20 protein-coding genes are annotated in these 26,270 nt (G+C 42.4%); 2 read left to right on the forward strand and 18 right to left on the reverse strand.

Annotated elements, in window-relative coordinates:
• Positions 1-160: 160 nt before the first annotated feature.
• The 3 genes from EPB74_RS10445 to EPB74_RS10455 form a co-directional block, all read right to left on the reverse strand.
• Positions 161-1,789, reverse strand: coding sequence for a sodium:solute symporter family transporter (locus EPB74_RS10445; protein ID WP_089554926.1), 1,629 nt, complete (start codon positions 1,787-1,789; stop codon positions 161-163).
• 517 nt (positions 1,790-2,306) lie between these two features.
• Positions 2,307-3,020, reverse strand: coding sequence for a DarT1-associated NADAR antitoxin family protein (locus tag EPB74_RS10450; protein WP_274904092.1), 714 nt, complete (start codon positions 3,018-3,020; stop codon positions 2,307-2,309).
• A 708-nt stretch (positions 3,021-3,728) separates the two neighbouring features.
• Positions 3,729-5,048 carry a short-chain fatty acid transporter gene (locus EPB74_RS10455; RefSeq protein ID WP_274904093.1) on the reverse strand — a complete coding sequence of 440 codons (1,320 nt, stop codon included), beginning with the start codon at positions 5,046-5,048 and terminating at the stop codon, positions 3,729-3,731.
• A gap of 292 nt (positions 5,049-5,340) precedes the next feature.
• On the opposite strand from EPB74_RS10455, the gene EPB74_RS10460 reads away from it, so the two are divergent.
• Positions 5,341-7,227 carry an autotransporter domain-containing protein gene (locus tag EPB74_RS10460; RefSeq protein ID WP_274904094.1) on the forward strand — a complete coding sequence of 629 codons (1,887 nt, stop codon included), beginning with the start codon at positions 5,341-5,343 and terminating at the stop codon, positions 7,225-7,227.
• Between the two features lie 163 nt (positions 7,228-7,390).
• Here EPB74_RS10460 and EPB74_RS10465 read toward each other — a convergent pair whose 3' ends face one another.
• From EPB74_RS10465 to EPB74_RS10505, 9 genes are all read right to left on the reverse strand, one after another.
• Positions 7,391-8,029, reverse strand: a complete 639-nt coding sequence (locus tag EPB74_RS10465; protein ID WP_274904095.1) for a hypothetical protein — start codon at positions 8,027-8,029, stop codon at positions 7,391-7,393.
• A 285-nt stretch (positions 8,030-8,314) separates the two neighbouring features.
• Entirely contained in the window at positions 8,315-8,899 is a 585-nt protein-coding gene (locus EPB74_RS10470; protein ID WP_274904096.1) for a YqiA/YcfP family alpha/beta fold hydrolase, read from the reverse strand.
• Between the two features lie 36 nt (positions 8,900-8,935).
• On the reverse strand, positions 8,936-9,853 hold the full coding sequence (locus tag EPB74_RS10475) for a hypothetical protein (protein ID WP_274904097.1): 918 nt from the start codon (positions 9,851-9,853) through the stop codon (positions 8,936-8,938).
• Between the two features lie 739 nt (positions 9,854-10,592).
• A complete protein-coding gene (gene betT, locus EPB74_RS10480) occupies positions 10,593-12,638 on the reverse strand; it encodes a choline BCCT transporter BetT (protein WP_274904098.1) in 2,046 nt (681 codons plus the stop codon).
• Between the two features lie 295 nt (positions 12,639-12,933).
• A complete protein-coding gene (gene betA / locus EPB74_RS10485) occupies positions 12,934-14,634 on the reverse strand; it encodes a choline dehydrogenase (protein ID WP_274904099.1) in 1,701 nt (566 codons plus the stop codon).
• 118 nt (positions 14,635-14,752) lie between these two features.
• The gene (gene betB / locus EPB74_RS10490; RefSeq protein ID WP_274904100.1) at positions 14,753-16,255 is read right to left on the reverse strand and encodes a betaine-aldehyde dehydrogenase; all 1,503 of its coding nucleotides are present in this window, start codon (positions 16,253-16,255) and stop codon (positions 14,753-14,755) included.
• Positions 16,256-16,459: 204 nt separating this feature from the next.
• Positions 16,460-17,029 (reverse strand): TetR/AcrR family transcriptional regulator, encoded by a 570-nt coding sequence (locus EPB74_RS10495; RefSeq protein WP_274904101.1) that lies wholly within the window; start codon positions 17,027-17,029, stop codon positions 16,460-16,462.
• A gap of 20 nt (positions 17,030-17,049) precedes the next feature.
• A complete protein-coding gene (locus tag EPB74_RS10500; RefSeq protein WP_274904102.1) occupies positions 17,050-17,394 on the reverse strand; it encodes a DMT family transporter in 345 nt (114 codons plus the stop codon).
• Positions 17,395-17,702: 308 nt separating this feature from the next.
• A complete protein-coding gene (locus EPB74_RS10505; RefSeq protein WP_274904103.1) occupies positions 17,703-18,380 on the reverse strand; it encodes a cupin domain-containing protein in 678 nt (225 codons plus the stop codon).
• A gap of 379 nt (positions 18,381-18,759) precedes the next feature.
• On the opposite strand from EPB74_RS10505, the gene EPB74_RS10510 reads away from it, so the two are divergent.
• Positions 18,760-19,959 carry a sugar transporter gene (locus EPB74_RS10510; protein WP_079691379.1) on the forward strand — a complete coding sequence of 400 codons (1,200 nt, stop codon included), beginning with the start codon at positions 18,760-18,762 and terminating at the stop codon, positions 19,957-19,959.
• 121 nt (positions 19,960-20,080) lie between these two features.
• Here EPB74_RS10510 and arfB read toward each other — a convergent pair whose 3' ends face one another.
• The 6 genes from arfB to EPB74_RS10540 form a co-directional block, all read right to left on the reverse strand.
• Entirely contained in the window at positions 20,081-20,494 is a 414-nt protein-coding gene (arfB, locus tag EPB74_RS10515; RefSeq protein WP_274904104.1) for an alternative ribosome rescue aminoacyl-tRNA hydrolase ArfB, read from the reverse strand.
• A 61-nt stretch (positions 20,495-20,555) separates the two neighbouring features.
• Positions 20,556-21,401 carry an HpcH/HpaI aldolase/citrate lyase family protein gene (locus tag EPB74_RS10520; protein WP_274904105.1) on the reverse strand — a complete coding sequence of 282 codons (846 nt, stop codon included), beginning with the start codon at positions 21,399-21,401 and terminating at the stop codon, positions 20,556-20,558.
• 128 nt (positions 21,402-21,529) lie between these two features.
• Positions 21,530-22,291: an SDR family oxidoreductase gene (locus EPB74_RS10525; RefSeq protein ID WP_446740041.1), complete on the reverse strand. Its 762-nt coding sequence runs from the start codon at positions 22,289-22,291 to the stop codon at positions 21,530-21,532.
• Between the two features lie 111 nt (positions 22,292-22,402).
• The gene (locus EPB74_RS10530) at positions 22,403-23,197 is read right to left on the reverse strand and encodes an SDR family NAD(P)-dependent oxidoreductase (RefSeq protein ID WP_274904106.1); all 795 of its coding nucleotides are present in this window, start codon (positions 23,195-23,197) and stop codon (positions 22,403-22,405) included.
• Positions 23,198-23,200: 3 nt separating this feature from the next.
• The gene (locus EPB74_RS10535; RefSeq protein ID WP_274904107.1) at positions 23,201-24,208 is read right to left on the reverse strand and encodes an NADP-dependent oxidoreductase; all 1,008 of its coding nucleotides are present in this window, start codon (positions 24,206-24,208) and stop codon (positions 23,201-23,203) included.
• A gap of 204 nt (positions 24,209-24,412) precedes the next feature.
• A complete protein-coding gene (locus EPB74_RS10540) occupies positions 24,413-26,230 on the reverse strand; it encodes an acyl-CoA dehydrogenase (RefSeq protein WP_274904108.1) in 1,818 nt (605 codons plus the stop codon).
• Positions 26,231-26,270 lie beyond the last annotated feature (40 nt).

The raw sequence follows: 26,270 nt of genomic DNA on the forward strand, positions 1-26,270 counted from the left end.
TGACTTCAAACCCAAGTTTGCGTAATTTCTTTACTGCGTCTGGGGTTAGCGCGACCCGACTCTCGCTTGCGCTATCTGCACTAATGACACCGATCTTCATACCGTCTCCTTACGTCTAATGATTACTTTGTAGGTCTCATAATCCAACCAGTGACACGCTTTAGCCTAACGTACCAAAATATGCTAAGAATAATATAATACAGACAAATAGCACTGGTAATAACCACACTACTTTATCAACTCTACCAGGTACCACATACCATCCATCGACTTTCTCAGGTCTGCCTTCAGCGGCAAACTTTAGCTGTTGACCTTTGACCGTTTGTTCATGCCAAACTTCTTGTCTACCATCAAGTAACAAGCTTGCACTGATGGAAACAATGATATTAATAGCACCGCCAATGACCACAAACCAAGGCCATGCGATATTTGGTGGTGTCCAATCGGTAAATGGAATACCGACTGCGAACACGTATAAACCAATAAAACCAGCAATCACACCAGTGATAAGACCTCGCTCGGTGGTGTGTTTCGAAAAGAAGCCCAAACCAAACATGGCCAACTTTGCCCCAACAAAATATGAAGAAACCTCTGTAAATGTCTCTAAAATAGACCCTTTACTATCAATGAATGCGAATGCAGCAGGAATGATTAATATTGCCCAAATGATGGTAAGAATACGAGAGGCGGCTAAATAGTGCCTTTCACTACCATCTTTTTTTACGTACGGCTGATAAAAATCAAGCACAGATATCGTCGCTAGAGAGTTTAGTGCCGATGATAGACTTGACATTGAAGCTGATAAGATTGCTGCAGCAATGATCCCCATCAAACCAGGAATGGCAAGCATATTAGCAAATATCAAGATGATTTCATTTGGTTGTGCAAATGGTTTACCCTTGAAATAAACGTATAATAGCGCACCAATAAAGAAGAACAAAAAGTAGATAAAAAATGCAACAAAGCCCATCAATAGATAAGACTTCTTAGCATCTCCCATAGTTTTTGCACCCAAGGTGCGCTGTACCATCATCTGATTACCACCATATACCGTGACATGAAACAATGTCATCGCTACAACGCCTGCCCAGACCGTTGGGGTAACCGAAAAATCTACGCTCCAGTTGAGTGGATTTAGTTTATCGTTTTCGCCAAGCATGGTAAGAGCGCCTGACATCGGTGACACTTCGCCAATTAGTATGAAAAATATAATCCCCGCACCAAGAAACAAAATAAATCCTTGCAAGACGTCCGTCCAAATAACAGCATTCATGCCGCCCATTAACGTATAACCCACTACGATAGCTGACATAATGATAATTGCCGTTTTTGGCTCTATACCTGTTGCAAAGGTTATGACAAAAGCGGTGGCTGTTAGAATAGAAGCCGTAGTGATGGTTTGGCTAATCAAAAACAATACACTCATGATTGCTCGGGATTTCTTACCAAATCGACGTTCTAAATAATCATAAATAGACGCTACGCCGCTGCTATAAAAGAAAGGTAGGAAAAATACTACGACGATGAAAACAACTAATGGATAGTTGATGTGAATGGCGAGAGCTGCCATACCATCACCATATGCCCAGGCAGGACCACCTAAAAACGACAAGGCACTGATATAAGTGGCAATTACAGAAATACCAATCGCCCACCAAGGGGCTGAACGGTCACCAATATAATAATCTTCAGCAGTAGAAATTTTCCGACTCATAAACCAGCCGAGCAAAAGATTAACTAATAAATAAACAATGACAATCCCCCAGTTAAGGGCACCAAAACTTTCCATAATCAAAATCCTTTTGTTAATGGCCCTCCCAAACTCATAAAGTAATACTTTATTAACTTGATTGGAATTTCTTATAAATTAATATAACTCGAGTATATTTAATATTGAATTCGAATGCAATCAATTTATGGATATGGGTGTTTTGGTGTATTTTGACCTTAGACGACAGTCGAAAATACACTTTGCCTAGATTGGTCTATACTGAATAAAGAATATATTCTGGCTTAAAGCCTTTGATAACAATGGATATAAGTTAATGTGAATTTATAGCTATTTATATAAAATGGTGCCTCAGCATTGCCAAGGTGGGAGTTTGGTTGGCATCACTGAGGTATTATATCGGCTGGGCGAAACTTTGAGCTGGATGATAATAAAGCATAAAGCTGAGCTACTGGCAAAATGTATACCAATAAAAAAGGACACAACATGATGTTGTGTCCTTTTTTATTGAAAATGCTGTGCTGGCTAAATTTAAAAATTAGGGAGGCTTTCAGACTCAGTAGAGCTGGTCTAGCTATCAGAGCCAACCCTCTTCCAACAGCTGCTCTGTATTACTCACTTTAAATTCATTATATAAATTAAAAAACACCGTTGGGTCTTCAACATTATCGAGCAGCTCTCGTTTATTGAGCGCCACAAACATAGCCAGCGCATAAGCCGAACAATGAATAGACTTTTTGGGATTAAACTCAATATCTGTAAAAGCTTGATATTGCATGACCTCTTCATGCAGCTGAGGGTTTTGCTTTAGGGCATTCACATACAGCCAATCATAGAATGTCGTTAATGGCTCTACGCTCCACTCTATACCAAAATAATCGTAGCTCATTAATTCACCCGAGGTTATTAATCGCTCGTCTTTTTTGGCTTGTCTTGGCGGGGCGCTCAGCAAGTCGGTATAGGGACCGCCGTCCTCAAAAACCATACTGCTTTGAAAGGCGTTTTCGACACTATACTGTTGCCCATCATGCTCATTAGCGAGCCTTAAGCTAGATGGGCTCAGCGCAAAGCTTAGCTTATTACCGGATTTACTAGATAGCTCTAAGACGTTATTAAATCCATACTTTTTGCGAATGACTTGATGTAAATCATTGATGGACTTTTTCTTTTGTCTACTCGCGAATCCCACATGCCGCTCAAACCTAACCATATCCGTTTTTACCAGATTGTCACTGTTGACTCTAGGCATGAATACGGGTCTTTGTTCTACAGCGTTTTGTGTTTGTTCCATAGCGATGTGCCTTATATAAATGTTCTTGTATAAATATTCTTGTATAAATGGTCTCTCACAACTGCTCTAGCAGTCAAATGCATCTGCCCAGTCTGATATGCATTGAACCCCATCAGCGCTCGCGGAGGAGTTTATCTTATTATCGGTCATTTATCCTGCCCTATTTTAGGATTATTGATAACCTCACTGGCTTTTTGGCGTCAATAACTCACATAGTATAAGGTGTTGAAAGATGAATAAAACCATATTTTAAAATAACTGATCGTGTTGAGGATAACGCTCTTGGTCTATCTCATTCCAATCTGCATAGGTCTTTTTAGAGAGTACCTTGCCTAGTGGTCTAGTATTTATCGCTTACATGACCCGAATACACATGTAGAGGCATAATAAAGGCGACTACATAACGTTATCAATTATGTATCGCTTCAAAAACTTGAGGCTACCTATTAAGATACATTTACCGCAGCAAGTTTAAAAGCCTGACACCCATAAAACAGTCTCCAATATAGTCGGGACGATTCAGTTAGCATCGTTGGGGCAGCTAGGATAGATATTAGCTATTTCCCCGCTCTAAATACTTAAAAAGCCTCACTACACAGTGAGGCTTTTTTTATTTTTTTAAAGGTTGAAGCGATTTTCTAGAAAAGCATATGAATCGTAATTCAAGGAAACCTCTAAAACAGGCAAGGTCGAAATCTTATTTTTTATTTACAAAAACAATAATCCTAAACCAATTACCACGCCACTGACCACCAACACAATGACACAAAATCCCATGATATCTTTGGCTTTCAGTCCAGCAATTGCCAGTGCTGGTAATGCCCAGAACGGTTGAATCATGTTTGTCCAAGCATCGCCCCATGCAACAGCCATGGCAACTTTCGCCGGGTCACTGCCAAGCATTTCTGCCGCTTCTAACATAATTGGCGCTTGAACTGCCCATTGTCCGCCACCTGAAGGGACAAAGAAGTTGACGAGTCCTGCACTTAGGAAAGCAAAAAGTGGCAGCGTGTCTGCTGTCGAAACGTTGACAAACGCATCTGACATAACACCTGCCAAACCAGATGCCGTCATCATTCCCATAATGCCTGCATAAAATGGAAATTGAACGATGATGGCGCCTGCTCCTTTGACGGCTTCTTGAACGGCAATCAAATACTTGCGAGGTGTTCCATGGAATATAATCCCAAGGAATAAGAACATAAAGTTCACCAAGTCGAGCGTTAACGCAAAGCCATTTTGTACGAAATAATAAACAATAAAAGCAATGCCCATTGCGCCGATGACCATCGATAAAATCCAGCTGTTTTCCAAACGCTCTGCTGGTGTCATCTCTGATTTTGCCGGAAGTTCCTCAATAATCGGATCAACCAGAAGTTTGGGATCGACGGTAACCGTATCTTCTTTTCTCGGCATCATTAAACGGTTTAATAAAGGCACAATAATCACTAATGCCGCAACGATGATTAAGTTATAACTAGCAAAAATGGTTGCACTCGTTGGAATGATACCGATTTTATCAACGAATGGATGTCCCTCCGTCGCAATCGACAACGGAATCGATCCAGAAAATCCGGCATGCCAAATGATAAATCCCGAATAAGCACTGGCAATCAGCAAACGGTAATCGACATGTTCAACACGCTTCGCCAATTCTTTTGCGAATAACGCCCCAATAACCAAGCCAAATCCCCAGTTAATCCAGCTTGCTGCAAGTGATACTAAGGTTACCCAGATAATCGCGCTACCTGGCGAATTTGCGAAACTCGCCAGCTTGCCTAACCCTTTTTTAAATATCGGGCTGCTTGCCAGTACAAAACCAGTGACCAGTACCAGCACCATTTGCATCGAGAATGCAAGTAACGCCCAAAATCCTTCACCCCAAAACGCCACCATTTGTACCGGTGAAGAATCGGTTAAGCCTAAGCCCAGCGCGAAAATAACGACTGTTAAGATAATGACGAATAAAAACGGATCTGGTAAATACTTCTCCATTAAACTGTTCGAAAAACGTGTGATTCCTTTCATTTTATAAATTCCTTTTTATTTACATTTGAATTTGCAGATCCTGTCTAATGCTACCTCATTCTCCTTTTTTATTCCTACCCATTTAGCATAAAGCCGATTTTCTCATACTGCATTTACCCTTCAAACTATCCTTACTCTTCAAGAGAAAAAACTTTCGAGAGTTATATTGTTCTATGAAGTCTTTGAGTTATTCAACTTATATTTAGGATTGCGCTGAATTAGATTGCTAGGTTTTTTAAAAGCAGTTACACTTTCTTAATAAATCCGCTACATTGACGACAAGGAAGTCGATATGCCTCGTAATACCTCTCGCCCTATTGTTAAACCTACTACCCTCAAAACTCTAACTAAAAGCATGCTGGCTATCTCACTATCTGTTGCTGGTTTGGCTCACGCTGAGCTTTATAGCAGCGTGACATTTTTTGGAGACAGCTTAACCGATGGCGGCTATTTTAGCCCAATTACTCAGGGCACTTTAGGCCTAAACGAATCAGGACAATTTACGACAAATCCTGACAATACTTGGGCGACTTCATTTGCTGAGCAGCTTGGTACAACCTCTGTTGCCAATACCGTTGGTGGTGCGCAAACTGGCAATAACTATGCTATTGGTGGGGCAAGAGCTGGCGTAGATATCGTTAATACAGATTTCGGCGTTAACGTTCCCGTTGCCTCTGTCAATACTCAAGTTAATGGCTATCTTACTAATAAAAAAGTCGATCCTAATGGCATGTATGTGGTGTGGGGAGGCGCAAACGATTTACTTGCAGCAGCCACCAATCCTGCTAATGCTATAAATACTGTTTCAGCTGCTGCGGGTAGCCAAGTCGCAGCCATCAAAGCGCTAAAAGATAATGGTGCAAACTATATTTTAGTACCCAATATTCCTGATATAGGGCTCACACCTACTGCTATTGCTGTAGGAGCAGGTTTCCAATCGTCTGGTACTATGTTGGCAAATCTATACAACCAATCTATGTATAGTGGTGCTGTCGCTACCGGCGCAAATATTATACCGCTAGATACCTTTAGCTTATTACAACAGGTAGCTGCCAACCCTACTGCTTATGGTTTTACGAATGTTACTCAAGCAGCTTGTACGACAGCAAGCTCACTGCTATGTGGATCGAACAACTTAGTAACGCCAGGTGCTAATGAGAACTACTTTTTCGCTGATGGTATCCATCCGTCAGGACGCGCGCATCAAATGATTGCTGATTATGCAAGTGCCGTCGTAACCGCACCTAGCTTAATTGGAGTTTTGCCACACATTGCGACGACAGCAGGACTTGCAACCAACGAGCGCTTGCAATCTCACATCAACCAAATCCAAAGTAGTGAGCAAAAACCTGCTCGTAACTTGTGGGCAACCGGTGAGTTTGAAAATCAAGACATTACAGGATTTGAAGGCGATAGTAATACGCAAGTATTGCTGGGTGTAGATTTCGCTCACCCTGACTCCGCCAATGCGGTAACAGGTTTATATGGTAACATTACCCAAAAAGAGTTTGAGAACTCAGCGGTTCGTACTGGCTTAAGCAATATTGAGCTAGAAGAAGTGGGCTTTGGTGTTTATCATAGCAATACTTTAGATAGTCTTGGCGGTGTGCAGCTTAATGGTGCAGTTGGCTTTGGTAATATGGATATTGATGTCACACGTGCAGTCACGCTTGGCGGCAATAAACAAGCATTTAAATCCAATGCCGATGGTAAACGCTATTACGCCAATTTGCAGGCCGGTTACCCGATGCAAGTAAGCAGCCTCGCTATCACGCCATATATCGGTGCAACGGCTAGCCGCGTAAGATTGGATGCGCTAAAAGAACAAGAGATGTCTGGTATTGCCATGCAATTCGACGAGCAAAAATATACCACAACCTATGGCAAGCTTGGTGTAAAAGCCAATCATAACCTAGCCGACACGCTTAATCTATTCGGTGATGTCCATTATCAAAAGCAGTTGAGCGACAATCGGAAAGCTGCTTCTGCCCGCCTAAATACCATATCAAATATCAGCTTTGATACGCCGATGGTAAAGACTGACGATGATAATTTTGGTATGACACTGGGTGTGTCTAAAAGCTTTGGTCTGTTAAATGCCAATGCTGGCGTCACCCACTCGCAAGGTGATGATGACAAATCAACCAGTTTATTTGTCGGACTTAGTGGCGCGTTTTAAATAGCCCTAATGAATCGTCAAAAAAACCGCCCAGCGCTATTTAGCACTGGGCGGTTTTTATTTAAAGCTATTTAACATAGCTTCCAAGTCAACTCATCTATCAGCTTGATTACAACATCAAGATAACATTTGACCTTAATTTGCTTCTTTTATAAAACCTATATCAGGCACTAGTAGAGTTTGGTAATCGATACTTCACCCTATCGATAACTTCATTATTCCGCTCGATCGTCAAATGATAGCCTTTTATCATACCATCATACGGTACGTTGCCTTCATATTGCCGATAATGCTCGTGGATATTCTCTTTAATAATCGCTTTACGCTCGGCTTCATTCAATTTTCCGAATCCGCTTGGCAAATATACACGAGTAGACAGTGAAGCACCCCATCGCGACAGCCAGTTTGAGCTTACCCCAAACGTAAAATCAACATCAGCTTGCAAGCTATATTGAAGTTGCGGATGAGAATAATGCGCTAGAGCGTATTTGATTTGGGCGATATCATCTGAAAATTTTTGATAATTCATATCAAGTACTGAGCACAACTTCTCTAAAAACTGATCAGCCGTAAAACAGCCATCGATATAACTCCCATCCAGCCCCAGCTTTTCGCTAGACAATACATGACGCAGACGATCACAAGCAGGAATGGTATGTTTGATGGGATAACCCATCACTTTGACGATATCTTGTGGGCGCAATTCAAGCTTATCTATTTGACTGATAACCTGTTGCGCCAAAGGGTGACGCGGATTATAACGACAAGTATATTTAGAATGACTCGTTTTTTTATCTAGCATGTAAGACTCCTGAACTCCGACAACAGATTTATAAAAATAAGCCTAAATAGGCAAATAAAATTAGGCATGGATAACCTTGTCGGAGTACAGGCTCATGCGCTTTACCAGAGTTGTTTTATATCGTGCTGGAAGTTGCAAGGTTTGTCGCGCTATCATTGATTACTTATTGACAATGACAGCACAACAAAACCATTAAACCCACGATAGGTATTAAAAATCGTTGTTAACAACGGTTTTTAATAAAAATGTTCAATAATCATAGCATACCAGATTATGTTATGACTGTTAATCTTCACCATAAAATGTAGCGGTATCTATCCAAACCAGAGGATCTTCGCACAAATCTAGCAAATGACTCCAAATCTCACTGCTACGAGCAATACGATGATGACCACGCTCAAAATATTCAACCTCCCAGCTCTCAGGCAAGTTCACTAACGTGCGCTTAGCGACAGCCACGTCTAGGCACTCATCATCGACCTCGACCATCACCCGTGTCATCTCAGTGTTAGACGTCGGAAAAGACAGTTTCATATTAGCCATTTCTGGAATACGATTGGCTAAAACTTCACTAGGATAAATACAGGGCGCAATCAATAACGCCCGCAGATTATATTTATAGGCAAAATGATTGGCAAACCAACCACCAAGTGAATGCCCTGCTAATACCACTCTAGGATATACTTGCATTTTTTCTTGAATCAACGCTTCATAAATCTCAAAAACTTTTTTAAAGTCATCTCGATAATTAACCGTTTGGCAAAGCTTCGGCTCACGCGTAATACAAGTATATTTACTGGTCTCATTGCTTGAATCTAAACCGTGAAAAAACAGTAAAAACGTGTCGTTATTTTCAATGGGCAACATCATTGCCTTCTCCTTTTTTTATTATTTCTTACTCATTTTTTAATGATTAGCTTTATCATTAGCCAGCCATTCTTGGTACAAATCAAAAAGCTCCGTGCAAGCCTCCACTGAGATATTTTTCACAAAACCTTCATTAAACCAAAAGTCATAAACGCTTTGAACAATGGCTTTCACTGCTTGCGCATCTTTAGGTTTTAACTTTTGCAGTTTATGCGCAATATCTTTTGCTTGGATATCCGATTCATTGTAAGGGGCACTCCAGCCCACACAATAACGATAAAGAACGTCATTAATCGCCAGTACAAATAGCGCATCCGCTATACCCAGCGATTCTATTAATCTATCAAATACCCAACAACGCTCTTCATAAACCGAAGGCTCTATCGGCATATCAGCGCGTTCAGTCAAGCACTGACAACTGACCATGTGCGTGGGTTTGCCAAAGTTATCCCACAGTAATGGATATGCCTCACCAACGCCCCCTTTTTCAACCACATTAAAGAGCCACATGCCATAATGAGCGTCAACAGCTTTAAATGGCACTTGAATAAACCACTGCATTAGCGCGTCACTATCATAAATAATATGCGTACGTCCAATGCGCACGCCTTGATTGGGCAACACATCGGTGTATAAACGATCCATATCGTCAGCATAAAGTTTAGCCTTATGCACATTTCTATCGCTTACATCACCGAGCTTGGCATTGGCATCAGCTAAATTTTTATATAGCTTAAATGGCGCTACAAAGTGTAGCGTCTGATCGGTATTATTAACAAAATAAATATCATCTTCATAAGTGTTAATAGACACGCTTTTAAGATAAAACAAAGGGGTTTTTAGCGGTGGGGATTTCCCATCGTCTGGCAATGACGGCAAGCTTGAGAGTCGTGATACACCTGACCACTGAACATCGTCTATGCGATTTTGTTCAAAAAAGTATTTGGTATTTGTCATAGGGTTTTCCTTTTTTTTGAATATAGTTTTGTAGCAGCATTTTTAATTATCAGTTTTTTAGTCACAACTTTAAGTCAGCCGAGGCTGTTCGCCATTTTGTTAAATGACGTCATTATTTATAAAGTTAAGTGAGTGAATTGATTCGGTAGCGTAGCGGTTTTATTTATGGTTAGTTTTTCAACACAGAATTTCATGGTTGCAGCGTCAACACTTTTACAAAGTGAACGAGCATTATGTCTGTTCAATTTTTCTAGTTATTAGTAAATATAATTTTTGGGATTTATGCAGGCGAAGCTGTTTATGAATAAACGAAAATAACGTTGGGAATCATAGTTCGTTAAAAACAGATTAATTAAGAAGTGAAGCGTTGCGCCCCGAGGGTTAATTATCTGTCACGTTATTTTTGCCTGACTCAATAACTATAATACAAACTCATATAAAAATAAAGCGGTTTGGATAGAGTAGCGACAACTGGTGTCGCTTATAGTTTTAATATACTCGATTCAACGTGAGAAGAATACAGTGCTGCTGGGATAAATTTTGCGAAGCCTCTGGAGTGCGAAGCGCACAGCAAGCGAGGAAAGTTCATCCCAGCATAACGCTATTTTTAACGTACCTCTTTTATATTGAACTGCCTACAACTCATTAAACTTTAAGACTAAAAAATATCTTTAAAAAACCCTATAAGCTGCTTTCAACTTATAGGGTCAATGTACATTAGCAATATATTATTTAATCATTAACGCTCTAAGTGTAGATACTGCAAATGGCGCTCATACTGATGCAATATATCGACCAATACCTGCTCTTTGGTGTAGCCAACCAAATCATACTCTTGCGAGCCATCACTTAAGAATACCTCAGCACGATAATAATACTCCACATGTTTACTGGAGGTTTTCATCGTAAAGTTAGGGCGCTCCGTTTTGATTAAATTGACCTCATAGATAAAGTCATCTTCATCACCGTGTCCAACCCGCAATTTTAGACCATCTATTTGACCGCTACTTTCATCCATGCCTTCATCAATATCTTGCCCGATATGAGCAGGATTACGGATATCTAACGCCGTTTTTAGACCGCCCGCTTTGAGCTCATTCTCAACTTCAGTCATCGCAGGTCTAACGACACTTTGTAAAAATCGCTCAACTTGCGTATGACTTGGGAAGCTGACAATACGTTGTAAGCGAGCTTTCCAGCCTTTGCCACTATCCAATACATTTGCGGTGCCAATGGTGCTCGCTTTACGCTTATTGCCCTCTTCTTTTAAAGATTTCCACATCGACATCATATAGAGCACTAGGATAAGCGAGAACGGTAAACCAGCAATGACCGATACGGACTGCAATGAGGCAAAGCCACCAGCAAATAATAAGCCTAAAGTGATAAGACCGGTTGCCGCGGCCCAAAACAGGCGCAACCACACTGGCGCATCGGTATCATTGGTCATGCCTCTTGAGCTCAAGTTCGCTAATACTAATGCGCCCGAATCCGCTGAGGTGACAAAGAATACTAGCCCAATAACCACACCAGCAAATGATAAAACATCACTATAAGGAAAGTACTCAAACAAGGCGAACATGCCCATCGCGGCATCATTTACCGCTATCTCGCCAAGCTCGGTAGCACCATTGGCGACCAAATCTATCGCTGAATTACCAAAGATAGAGAACCAAGCAAAGATAAAGCCAAGTGGGATAAACATTACCCCAAATACGAATTCGCGCAGGGTACGACCACGGCTAATACGGGCGATAAATAAGCCTACAAATGGTGCCCAAGCCACCCACCATGCCCAGAAAAATATCGTCCAACCTGACTTCCAGTCAGCTCCAGCAGTCCCGTCATAAGCATAGACATCAAAGGTTTTATAAATAATGGTTTGGAAATACTGCCCAATATTTTGGGTGAATGTATTCAGTAAATACACCGTATTACCCATCACTAATATCGCGATTAATAGCAATATTGAAGATAACATGTTGAATTCAGATAAGCGGCGTACACCTCTTTCAACACCAGTCATGGCAGAGATAGCGGCGGCAGTGACAACACCTACAATGATGAGCGTCTGTACCATCTTACTGGATTCAATGCCAAACACATGCGTCAAACCAGCATTGGCCTGTAATACCCCAATACCTAAGCTGGTGGCAATGCCCATCAAGGTACAGACGACGCCAAAGGTATCAATACCATCACCAAGCCAGCCTTTGATTAGGCGCTCGCCAAATATCGGTGTCAATGGAGACCGTAATGCCAATGGCATATTTTTGCGATAAGCAAAATAAGCCAACGCCATACCGATGAGGGCATAAATACCCCAACCGTGTAAGCCCCAATGCAAAAAAGTTTGCGCAAGCGCTTCACGCATGGCCTCAGCACTGGCAGGTTCAAGCCCTGTATGCGGTGTTAGATAATGCATCAACGGCTCAGACGCGCCAAAGAATAACAAATCAATACCGATACCCGCTGAAAACAGCATGGCTGCCCACGTTAAAAAAGGAAACTGGGCTTTTTCATGGTCTTGACCAAGTTTGATATCGCCATATTTGGACAGACCAACAAATAACGCAAAAATACTATAGGCAGCAACCACCAACATGTAGTACCAACCAAAACTCTCTGATACCCAAGCCATGCTGGCACTGAGCAAGTTCTGACTATAATCTGGAAACGCAATCGTCCAGATTATTAATAAAATTGAAATAATAGCTGAGCCTAAAAAAACCGTTTTATTTAAACTCAGGAGTTTCGGCGCATCTTCTGATGGCGAGCTGTACATATAAGACCTCAATAAGTAAATGAAACACGGTCTGATATTGCTTTGTCCGTCATAACTTTATGACTATATATAAAACCTCATAACGGTATGATGCACAAAGCAGTACCAATAAATAAAAATGGTTATATAAAATAAATGAAAAGTTAATATCTAAAATTAGATAAGCGCTGTCAGGCTGTACTCATGACTCAAATACATTAGCGCTGATGAAAAAGACCTTTGCATTGAAAGGCCTTTTTATTAAAACTGGCTAAGTAATTGAGTAGTTTGTATGATCGCTTATGAAATAGTTTGCTTAAACAGCAGAACCGTAAGCACGCATCGGCTCGCCTCTTAACGGTGCACCATTCGCAACATAATAATCTACCGTCGAACGTGGCAGCTGTTTGCCTCTCATCTTATCGACGATTTTTTCCGCCAGCATAATGGTCGTAGCATTGAGATTACCACTGATAATATTTGGCATAATCGACGCATCGACAACGCGCAAACCATCAATACCGTGCACCAGCCCTTCACCATTAACCACGGCATCATTACCCTCGCCCATCGGACAGGTACAAGACGGATGATAAGCGGTTTCGCTATTATTGCGGACGTATTCATCTAACTGCGCATCGGTCACCAAATCATCGGTTGGCGCAATAGCCCGACCACGATAAGGGTCGAGCGCAGGCTGATGCATAATCTCGCGGGTGATACGCATGGCTGCTCGGAACTCTTGCCAGTCTTGCTCATGCGACATATAGTTAAATAAGATACTCGGATGAGCATTTGGATCTTTCGAGGTCAGCTTAACGCGACCACGACTTGGCGAGCGTAATGAGCCAACGTGCGCTTGGAAGCTGTGAGAATTAATAGCACTGCGGCCGTCATAACGAACGGCAAGTGGCAGAAAATGATACTGAATATTAGGATGGGTAAACTTCTCATCGGTACGGATAAAGCCGCCACCTTCAAACTGATTTGATGCACCAAGTCCTGTGCCATTGAATAGCCATTCAGCGCCAATCGCCGGCTTATTCCACCATTTATTGGCAGGGGCAATCGAGACTGGCAGCTTACATTCATACTGCATATACAGCTCTAAATGGTCTTGCAGGTTATTACCGACGCCTGGCAAATCAAGAATCTCATTGACGCCCAACTCTTTGAGCCACTGACCAGGACCAATGCCTGAACGCTGCAATAATTGCGGTGAGGCAATCGCGCCCGATGAGACAATGACTTCACGAGCTGCGTAAAAGTTCTTGGTTTGACCTTGGTGCTCGGCTTTAACGCCAACAGCACGCTTGCCTTCGAATAAAATCACATCGGTAAGTGCACCTGTCAAAATGGTGATATTGCTACGCGGTTTGGCGCGATCAAGATAACCGCGAGCTGTTGAGGCACGGCGACCATTAGGCGTGACGAACCTATCCATCGGTCCAAAGCCTTCTTGCTGATAGCCGTTTAGGTCATCCGTGCTTGGATAACCTGCTTGTACGCCCGCTTCAATCATGGCTTGAAACAGCGGATTGACCCCTGGCTTGGAAGTGGTCATCTCAACTGGACCACCGACGCCATGATAATCATTGGCGCCGGCATCACGGTTCTCTAACTTTTTAAAATAAGGTAAACAGTCAGAATAGGTCCAATCTTCTAAGCCTTTAATTTTGGCCCAATCATCAAAATCCAAGGCGTTGCCACGGATATAACACATTCCGTTAATCAACGATGAACCACCGAGCCCTTTACCGCGACCGCAGTCCATGACGCGGTTGTTCATATACGGCTCAGGATCGGTTTTATAGCCCCAGTTATAAGTTGTTCCTTGCAAAGGCATGGCGAGCGCCGCTGGCATCTGGGTACGAAAGTCTAAACGATGATCTGGACGACCGGCTTCTAACAGCAATACCTTAATGTTGGCATCTTCAGTCAAGCGCGTGGCCAGCACGTTACCTGCTGAACCGGCACCGACAATGATGTAGTCATACTCAGGTGTGGTTGATGTCATAAAACGCTCCATAATGTTAAAAAATCCATCATTTCATATCAGTAAGGCTGTGTTCAAAGGACAAACTATTCCTAATATATCAACCTCACTGTTTTAAAAAATTTTCAAATATAAGTGATTAAAATACCGATTCAAACTTGCCTAGCTCTACTTGGATGGACTTTGTCTGCGTGTAATGCTCAAGGGCTTCGATGCCATTTTCGCGGCCAATGCCTGAATGCTTATAACCACCGACTGGCATTTGCGCGGGCGACTCGCCCCAAGTATTTAACCAGCAGATACCCGCTTCAATTTGTGCAATGACTCGATGCGCGCGAGTCAAATCAGCGGTCACAACCCCTGCTGCCAAGCCATATTCAGTATCATTGGCACGACGAATCACTTCTTCTTCACTCTCATAAGTCAATATCGACATCACAGGACCAAAGATTTCCTCACGTACGATAGTCATCTCATCGCTGCAATCGCTAAATACAGTCGGTGCGACAAACGCACCGTTAGCAAGTGCGCCTGTCGTGACACGTTCGCCACCCGTTAATAAGCGTGCGCCACTGGTTTTGCCTTGTTCGATATAGCCAAGTACTCGCTCCATGTGCGAAAAGCTGACCAATGGGCCCATATTAATATTCTCATCCATCGGATCGCCCAACTTAATACGTTCGACACGCGTTAAGATAGCTTGCTCAAATTTGGTCTGTAAGGCTTTTGGAATAAAGACGCGCGTGCCATTGGTACAGACCTGACCGGTACTATAGAAGTTCGCCATCATGGCAATGTCAGCGGCGGTATCGATATCTGCGTCTTCAAATATGATTAATGGTGACTTACCACCAAGCTCTAGAGTGACGTCTTTAAGCGACGATGATGCCGCGCTTGCCATGACTTTTTTACCGGTTGGCACGCCGCCCGTAAAGGAGACTTTGGCAATATCAGGATGCTGGGTTAATGCTTCGCCCACTTTATAGTCCCCTTGAACGACGTTAAAAACGCCGTCTGGCAAACCTGCTTCTGTGAATATTTCTGCCAGCTTTAGTGCAGTCAAAGGCGTGACTTCTGATGGTTTAAAAATCATTGCGTTCCCGGCGGCCAATGCTGGCGCTGCCTTCCACATAGCGATTTGAATCGGATAGTTCCATGCGCCAATACCGGCTACTACACCCAGCGGCTCGCGACGGGTATAAACAAAGCTAGTATCACGTAACGGAATCTGACGACCTTCAAGCATGGGTGCAAGACCTGCATAATACTCAACGACGTCAGCACCGGTGACGATATCGACGTATTTGGTTTCAGAGAGCGCTTTACCAGTGTCTTTGGTTTCGAGCAGTGCTAATACATCATTACGTTCGCGCAATATAGCGACGGCGTTTAATAAAATACGGCTACGCTCAACCGCTGTCATCGCCGCCCACACTTTTTGACCTTTTTGTGCTGCTTTTACGGCTTCGTTAATTTGCTCAGTGCTCGTTTGCTGAATGGTGGCCAATAGCTCACCTGTTGCTGGATTGATATCTGCAAAAGTTGGTAACGATTTATCGATAGCTAAATAACGACCATTGATATAAGCGGTTTGCACTTGCTCTAAATTGATGATGTCTTTCAAGTTATTTGAGTTTTCCATAGTTTTTCCTTACGATTACTGATAAGTGCCCTTAGTAAAAAAGCGCTCATCTTGAATAATATCGTCATGATTTAAGTGTTAAAAATAAAATTGATGTGGTCTTTATTTACAAACCATTTATGCAACAGTGCATTTAACTGTTGGCTTATAAAGCGCTTAGACAATATCTATTACTTAATGTCTATTATTTACAGCAGTGTTTTGCTAACCTTCGTGTTGCGTCATTTTTATTAAACGCTCACGCAATGACGTTTTATCCGATATATTGATACCTGAAAAATCAGAGAGCCAAATACCATCAGCGACCAGACGCACCATACATAAGGTTTCAGTGTTGTCGGTTGCTGCATGTTTCTTTAATTGCTCGTTTGACCACTCGGCCCACAATTCACGCAGCTCAATATCGCCAAGCATCAATACATATAACGTTGCTTGACTATTAAACTCTTTCTGCCCTTTTTCGCCCAAACTGATAGTGGCATCGATATAGGCGCGAGTAAAAGAGCCATAACGCACAGGATCTTTAGCCATTGCCGCATCTACTTCTGCTTCAAACTTGGCCATGGCATCATTAAACACCTCAAGAATCAGCGCATTCTTTGTGGTGAAATGATGCATGACACCACCTTTGGTAACACCCACTGCATCAGCCACTGCCTGAAATGTGACCTTAGATAAACCCTGCTCTAAAGTTATCCGTGCTGCTTGATCGAGCAGCGCACGGCGGACGAGCTCTGGCTGTTTTTTACGCTTATAGGCGTTTTCAGTTTCCATTTTCATCTCCATGCTAATGGTTAATGCACCACAGAATTAGACAGTAAATTCATCACTACGACACCGCCAACAATCATAGCGATACCGACCACTGCTGCTGTATCAAGCGTTTGCTTAAAAAACACCAAGCCAACGAGTGAGGTCAGCACAATTCCCAGCCCGCCCCAAAGTGCATAGGCAATACCAAGTGGGATAGTCTTGAGGGTTTGTGTCAGCAAGTAAAACGAGATGGTATAAAGCACCCCCATAATTAGTGTCGGCACCAAACGGGTAAACTGTTCGGACTTTACTAAAAAGGTAGTGCCTATCACTTCACAAATAATGGCAATCGCAAGGTAACCGTAAGCAATAGTGGTAGGACTCATAGTTACAACACCTGTCTTAAATTAAGTATATATTAATAATGTATATATATTAAAGAAACCACCTGGTCGGTATTTTATAGAAAGAATCTAGCAATGTGAAGGGCTGATATGTATCTAAATTATGTTAGGGAAGATTGTTTGAAAAAAGGTTAATCAATAGTATTTAAGTGAACTTACAAGGAAATTTTTGATTTTGGGATAAACCTAGACGGTAAAGCACCCAATAAGCGTGGAGAACTCATTCGAAGGAAATGATTGTTTAAGGATGGCCTTTTTAGCTATAGACTGACGATAGTAGATGAATAAACTCATCTACTATCAACACCAATGATTTGTGATAAATGCCCGGTTTTTAGATAAACCATCACGCCGTCTGCTCCTGCTTTTACTTGTGCTTCTGCACCGTCAGGTAGACGTATCCAGCTACCATGCTGATACGTTTGTTCTGCATCTATCAGTTCACCTTCTAATACTAATAACTCTGCTCCACCAGCGATGATTTCGGTGAATAATACATCGCCGGCATTTAAGCGTTGTAAACTAACCTGCTCTCTCGCATCTGAGTATAAATGACAGACCTCGCGACTACCTTGCTTTTGCCAATTTACAGCATCTTTAGTGTCGATAGCGATATCATGCGTCTCGTCTGCTGACATCTGCCAGAGTTTGACAAGAATAACAGCGCCCTCATTACTATAAGGCTGATGTCCTGAGGTTGGTGGATTACGCAGATACCAGCCAGTAGGATAATGCATGTTATCGGCAGAAAAAGTACCAGACAATACCAAAACCTCCTCACCACCGGGATGCAAATGATGAGGAAAATGAGAATCAGGCGCATAGCGTACAATACTGGTTGCACGCGCTTTTTCTGCGCCCACGCGATCAAGCATTACTCGCTCGACACCATTTTTCGGTGATTTAACCCACTGATATTGTTCAGGTGCTAGTTCAGCACGGCATGCAAAATCTGCATTAATGAGCATAGGGTAACTTCCAATAAAGCACGAGAATTATTGGAATAATCCTCTGATTTATATATTTTGACAAATTAGATAAGCCTATTGTCAAAACCTATATTTATCATGATGAATAAAACTGCGCTTACTATAGATAAATTCTGCTGGAAACTTTTAAAAACTTATTACAGCAGTAGGGCACTTTTCTTAAGCAGATTGTCTATATGAATAAAACAGGTTTATCTTCAATAATACTAACCTTCTTTGCATAATCACTTTTATTAGCAAAAAACCTCTTTAACTAAAGCCATTGACTTGTTATCTTGCTTCCCTCTCTTCTGTCAGCAGATATTTTTGCCCCGTTTTTACGCTAATTCTTTAGCACTCTTTCTAACTGTTGGATTTTATGACACACAATCTTGAAGCGAGCTCAAATACTCGCCGCACTCAGTACTTCCAAGTATTTTTAATGGGTGTTAGCGCCTTTATTATGAATACCACAGAATTCGTTCCTGTCGCCTTATTAAGCGATATTGCCCAAGATTTTTCCATTACCACGGCCGAGACCGGTTGGATGTTGACGCTTTATGCTTGGATTGTCGCTGCCATGTCATTGCCGCTGATGCTACTGACCAGCCGCTTTGAGCGCAAGAGCTTACTTTTAGCCTTGTTTGCGGTTTTTATTGCCAGCCATGTGTTGTCAGTATTTGCGTGGAGCTTTCAAGTGCTGCTCATCAGCCGAGTTGGGATTGCGCTATCACATGCAATATTTTGGTCAATCACGGCAGCGATCGCCATACGCGTGGCACCTGAAGGTAAAAAAGCACTGGCGCTAAGTGTGCTTGCGACCGGTACGTCGTTAGCGATGGTGCTCGGTGTGCCCTTGGGGCGCTTGGTTGGTCAATGGTTTGGCTGGCGAGCGACCTTTGGTGGCATTGGCGTGCTTGCTTTTGTTGTGTTCGTTCTGCAAGCAAGGCTCTTGCCAACATTGCCCAGTATGTTTGAAGGCTCTTTTAGAAAAATCCCAGAGTTGCTCAAAAACCCTTTATTGGTCTGTCTGTACCTGCTTATTTTACTGGTCTTTACCGCCCACTATACCGCTTACTCTTATATCGAGCCTTTCATGCGGCAGGTCGGCGCAATCAGTGAAAACTCGGCAACTTTTATACTGCTACTGTTCGGTGTCGCAGGGATTGCGGGCAGTGTGATATTCAGCCGTTGGGGCGATCGTTTCAATACTAGATTGATGCTGATATCGACGATATTGATATTACTGTCGATGCTTGCGCTATTACTTGCTGTGACCTCTATCTGGGCGCTCAGCCTGATTGCCTTACTTTGGGGCGCTGCACTCATGCTGCTGATTATCTCTATGCAAGCCAAGGTCATCATGGTCGATGTCAATGCACAAGATATGCTGATGTCAATGTTTTCAGGAATTATCAACTTGGGGATTGGTACGGGTGCTTTATTTGGCGGTTATGCTGTGACGCATATCTCAATATCAAGCGTAGGATATGTTGGTGCAGCTATCGCTAGTATGGCGCTGCTGCTGATGTTGTTTATGATAAAACGCTTTCCTGAGTTAAGTAAAAGACTCGGCTAAATAGCTTTCACCTAGCGGTATAGTTGAGATTATTGTCATTAAATGCCAATATCAAATGAAAGCAGTCAAAAATGCCAGGCCATTTAAATGGGCTGGCATTTTACGTTTAAAAATCTTCCACTTAAAAATCCACTTTACCGCGTAATACTTTAGTTTTGCCGCGCTGGGTTTTTTCATCTACTCGTTTACGCTTAGCATTTCTGCTTGGTTTAGTGGTTTTGCGAGTTTTATTAACGTAAGTGGCTTTTATGATAAAACTTTGCAGGCGCTCAAAGGCATCGATTTTATTTCTTTCTTGGGTACGAAACTGCTGCGCTTTAATGATTAGCACGCCTTCTTTGGTTATCCGGCTGTCTTTACTGTCTAATAGGCGCTGTTTGTGTACATCGCTCAAGCTTGAGGCATTGATATCAAAGCGTAAATGTATGGCAGACGATACTTTGTTGACGTTTTGCCCGCCTGCTCCTTGCGCGCGTATGGCGCTAATCTCGACATCGCTGTCATTAAGGCTAATGGTATTGCTGATAAAAATCATAGAGTACTTTTATAAATTATTAATAGGTAGGATGAATAATAAACCATTATCTGCTTACCTGCTAGTTAGACAATAACTGACTTAATAACTGACGGCAACGCTCAATCACGGGCGCATCGACCATATTGCCATCTATTTTAAATACTGCTTGCCCACTGCGTTGATATTCTTTTACCACACGTTTAGCAAAATCAATCTCAGTATCGGTAGGTTGAAGAGATTGCTGGACGACAGCTACTTGCTTAGGATGAATACACAACATGCCAGACAACCCCATTTGTGACCATAACTGTACTCGCTGACTGAGACCTTTATCATCGTTAAAATCGGTATAAACTGTATCAATAGGCGCTAATAGATTATGCACTTTTGAGGTCAGCAATAGCTGATAGCGAATTTGATTGGCAATAATATCCGTTGCCTCCGTGCCTACTTGCACTTGTAAATCATTGCATAAATCTAGAAAGCCATAGCTAAATGCGACCAGCCCTGACGCTTTGGCCATACTATCGATTTGATACAAGCCAATTGCATTTTCTATCAATGCAATGACCGGCAGACCAGTAGAGTGATGAAGCTGTTCAATATCTGAAGCCCGCTCAGCTTTAGGTAATATTACCCCAGCAAGATTTGGCATCTGCTGGCAGAGTTCTAAATCTTCTACAAAATCCTCACTACTTGCTTGATTAATGCGAATCCAAATAGGCTGATAGTCCTGACTATCATAATAGACTTGTAATGACTTGCGAGCTTCTGCCTTGTCCGCTGCAGCAACCGCATCTTCTAAATCAACAATAACCGCATCAGCGCCACTAGAAAACGCTTTTGCCACTCTATCTATGCGAGTCGCCGGAACGAATAACCATGTTTTAATATTAGTAAAATCATTATTATTAGTTACTGGCATGCTTGGCCCCTTCTTTAAATACTATTACTTAAAATATTAGTACTTACTATAACCAAATAAAAAACCGTATGCCATTTATTAGTATACGGTTTTTAAAAATAAATCTACTTTTATTGACCAGAGATTAACTAGGCTAACATGCCACCATCTACGACTATCGTTGCGCCCGTCGTATAACTTGATGCATCAGATACCAAATACAATACCGTGCCAGCCATCTCGTCTGGGTTAGCTACGCGTCCTAGTGGAATAGCATGTAGTGCCATCTTTAAGACTTTATCATTGGTGGTCAAAGCAGAGGCGAACTTGGTATCGGTCAAGCCTGGCAATAATGCATTGACGCGAATATTTAACGGGCCACATTCTTTGGCAAAAGCTTTGGTCATACTGATGACAGCCGCTTTAGTGATTGAGTAAATACCTTGCTTATCACCGGCTACCAAGCCATTGACCGAGGCAGTATTTAAAATCACCCCGCCGCCCTGCTCGCGCATCATCTTGCCAGCAGCGGTGGACATAAAGAAATAACCACGAATATTGACGTCTACGGTCTTATCAAAAGCAGCCAAATCGGTATCTAATATATGCCCATAATAAGGGTTTGCCGCGGCATTATTGACTAAGATGTCAATTTGACCAAACTCGTTTTTGATATGCTTAAAGATTGCATCAATCTGCTCCATCTCTCCGACGTGGCAGGCAAAGGCGCTGGCTTTATGACCGTCTGCAATGATGCTATCCGCAACCGCTTGGCAAGCGTCAATCTTACGGCTAGAGACAATGACATGTGCGCCTCTTGACGCGAGCAAGCGTGCAATAGATTCGCCAATACCGCGGCTCGCGCCAGTGACTAAGGCGATTTTACCCGTTAAATCAAATAAATCTTTCATTATTATTCCTTATATTTTTATCAAAAGCAGCTTTATAAAAATTATTCTTTTAGAAACAGCTCAATCAATGATTAAGCTGTTAATCACTTGCTTATATCTATTTATAAGATATTAAGCCAACATCCCGCCATCAAGGGTAAAGGCATGACCATTCATAAAGCTGCTCTCATCACTAGCCAGCCAAGCAATCGCGCCAGATACTTCATCAACTGTCCCTAAACGGCGTAATGGACTGGCATTAATAGTGGCTTTTTGCGCGCGCTCGTCCATATTTGCCATGGTATTGCGTACCATTGGTGTATCGATAAAGCTTGGACATACCGCATTAAAGCGGATGTTTGCACGGGCATACTCAATGGCTGCAGACTTAGTCAGCCCCATCACGCCATGTTTAGCAGCACTATAAGCTGACAGCAGCGGCGCAGAACGCAAACCAGCAATCGAGGCAACATTAATCACATGACCGCCACCATTAGGCGCCATACAGTTTATCGCAGCGCGCATGCAATGCCACGTTCCTTTAAGATTTACAGCGATATTACGGTCAAAGTGCTCATCGCTCAGCTCATGCATCTGTGCAGGCTTATGGTCAATGCCGGCATTATTTATTACGACATCAAGACCGCCCAATGTTTCCATCGCAAAGGCAAATAAAGCGCGTACTTCATCGCCACTGGTAACATCCACCTTTTTAAAGACAATGCTATTACCAGCATCTTGCCCTTGTTGCGCGACCGCTTGTCCTAATACCTCCGCCAAATCACCAATCACGACTTTAGCACCTCGACTCGCTAGCAGAAGCGCGCTAGCCGCACCGATACCAGAAGCACCGCCTGTGATTAAGATACGTTTACCAGTCACATTACTTGCTACACCTGATGCAATTCCATTTGTATTCAGTGTCATGATTTATCCCTCTACCTTGAGTACCAGTTTTCCGAAGTTCTCACCTTTAAATAGCATCATCAACGTACTAGGAAAGGTCTCAATACCTTTGACGATATGATCTTTTACTGTAATGTCACCTGACTGAATCCAGCCAGCAATGTCTTTCATTGCCGTCGGATATTCTTTGATATTATCAAAGACCACAATGCCTTCCATCCGCGCACGATTGACTAATAGTGACAGATAGTTTGATGGACCTTTTACTTCTGTAGTAGCGTTGTATTGGCTAATAGCGCCACAAATCACGATACGCGCATGTAGATTAATTTGTGTCAGCACGTCATTTAAAATATCACCGCCAACGTTGTCAAAATACACATCGACGCCTTGTGGACAGGTTTCTTTTAACGCTTTTTTCACATTCTCATTTTTGTAGTCGATTGCCGCATCAAAGCCTAACTCATCGACTAAGAATTTACATTTATCGCTACCGCCCGCGATACCAACGACGCGGCAGCCTTTGATTTTGGCAATTTGACCAACTAAGCCACCAACAGCACCGGCAGCGCCAGAAACAACGACAGTCTCGCCTGCTTTTGGTTGACCAGTTTTTAATAAGCCAAAGTAGCCAGTCATGCCGGGCATACCAAGCACACCTAAGTAATAAGACAACGGCGCAAGTTTTGGATCGACTTTATGTAGTCCAGTGCCATCACTGACGGCATAAGACTGTACGCCATTATGACCTGCGACATAATCACCGACTACAAATTTCTCATGCTTGCTTTCAATAACCTCACCCACGGTGCCAGCACGCATCACCTCGCCAATCTGTACTGGTGCGATATAAGATTTGGCATCGTTTAACCAACCACGCATCGCTGGATCGATAGAAATATATTCAATTTTTATCAATAACTCACCGTCTGAAATAGTCGACAGTTCTGATTCGGTATATTGCCAAGTATCAGCGCTCGGCTCGCCAACGGGTCTTTCTTTTAAGCGCCACTGCTTATTCATTGTTGTCATTATTTATTCCTTTAAAGTTTTTATAAAAAGTTATTTATATAATTTGGTTAAAATAAAAGAACCACATTAAAAAAACGTTCTGTTGGTATAAATTTTTCTCGCTTGCTGTGTGCTTTGCACTCCAGAGGCTTCGAAAAATTCATCCCAACATCTCTTTAGTCATCTTATTAAAGTTCTGATGTTGAAAACTTTACAAACAATCCCTTAAAACCACTCTACTTGCATATCGGTACATACCGCATTGTCATTATTTAACAGCTCAATATCGCGATTTATTAGTGGCAATTCCCAATCTATAAAGTACTTTGCCGCTTGTATTTTACCTTTATAGAAGTTTTGTTTCTCAACGTCGCTTGTATCACTTAATAACTGTTCCGCTTTGCTGGCTTGGCGAATCCAAATCCAACTCACGACGATTGAAGCAAAAATATTCATCAATGCTTGGGCATTACCAGTCAGCGTTAATGCTTTCTCAGTTTGTAGAACTTTGCTTAAATGTACCAATACTTCATGTAAGTGACTCATATAAGGCATCAATTTACCAGCAAGTTTTGCGCTTTCTGGCGTGGTTTTTAGAGTACTGGCAGCCTCTAAGTCTTGGGTGATTTCACGTTTTAGAATTTGAGTACCAAGCCCTTTATTTTGCCATAACTTACGAAATGACAAATCTAACGCTTGCACGCCATTTGTGCCTTCATGAATAGGATTCAGACGATTATCGCGCCAAAACTGCTCAGCTTGATACTCACGCGTATAGCCCGCACCGCCCAATACTTGGATACCCAAATCATTGGCTTTTGGACCATATTCAGACGGCCATGCTTTAAGTACGGGTGTGAGTAAATCCAATAATTCTGATAGCTCAGCCTTTAGCGTTGCATCTTCACAAGTATTAATACGATCAATGAGGTTTGAGCCGTATAAACATAAGGAAATCCCACCTTCAGCATAGGATTTTTGCGCGAGCAGCATACGCTTCACATCACCATGCTGAATGATTGCCGTAGCCGCATCCTCAGGTTTATTATTAGGCGCAATTCTGCCTTGCGTTCTGTCTTTGGCATAATCGAGCGAATACTGATAACCACGATAACCAATCATTGCCGCCCCAAAACCGACAGCAATACGCGCTTCATTCATCATTTTGAACATGTAGCGTAAGCCGAAATGTTCTTCACCGATAAGATAGCCGTAACATTCGCCTTTATCGCCAAAGCTCAGTGCGGTAGAGGTAGCACCTCTATAACCGAGCTTATGAATCAGTCCAGTTAAATGCACATCATTACGCTCGCCTACCGATAAATCCTCATTTAAGCGATACTTTGGTACGGCAAATAAAGAGATACCTTTGACACCACCGGGACCGCCTGGCACTTTGGCTAAAACTAAATGAACAATATTGTCAGACAGTTCATGATCGCCACCTGAGATATAAATCTTACTACCTTTGACGCGATAGCTGCCATCATCTTGTTTGACAGCGGTGGTTTTGATATCAGCAAGTGACGAACCAGCATGCGGTTCAGTTAATGCCATCGTGCCAGTAAATTCGCCCGTTAGCATACGTGGCATAAAGGCATTTTTAATCTCGTCACTGGCGAAATGAGAGATAACATTAATCGCCGCAGTGGTTAAAAATGGATAAGCCGTCGTTGATGGATTGGCCGCCATAAAATAGCCTGCCACCGCTGTCATCACCGTTTCAGGTAATTGCATGCCGCCATCTTCAAAGCTATAACGACCCGCGATAAAGCCTGACTCACGAAATGCATCAAAGGCGACTTTCACGTCGTCTATCATGCTAACTTTTTTACCATCAAACTGCGGCTCGTTCTTGTCTGCAATATGGTTGTGGGGTAAGAATAGCTGGGTTGCGATTTTATTGGCAGTGTCCAATACTGCATCGAATGTTTCGCGGCTGTGTTCTGCAAATTTAGGATGCTCGGTTAGATGTTCAGTGCCCAATACATCATAGAGCTGGAACGGTAATTCAAAGTCGTTGATAAGCGTATCTACTGCCATAGTGTTCTCGCTAACTAATTAAATTTGTTTATCAAATGAT

The organism is Psychrobacter sp. DAB_AL62B (assembly GCF_028895345.1).
GTDB lineage: Bacteria > Pseudomonadota > Gammaproteobacteria > Pseudomonadales > Moraxellaceae > Psychrobacter.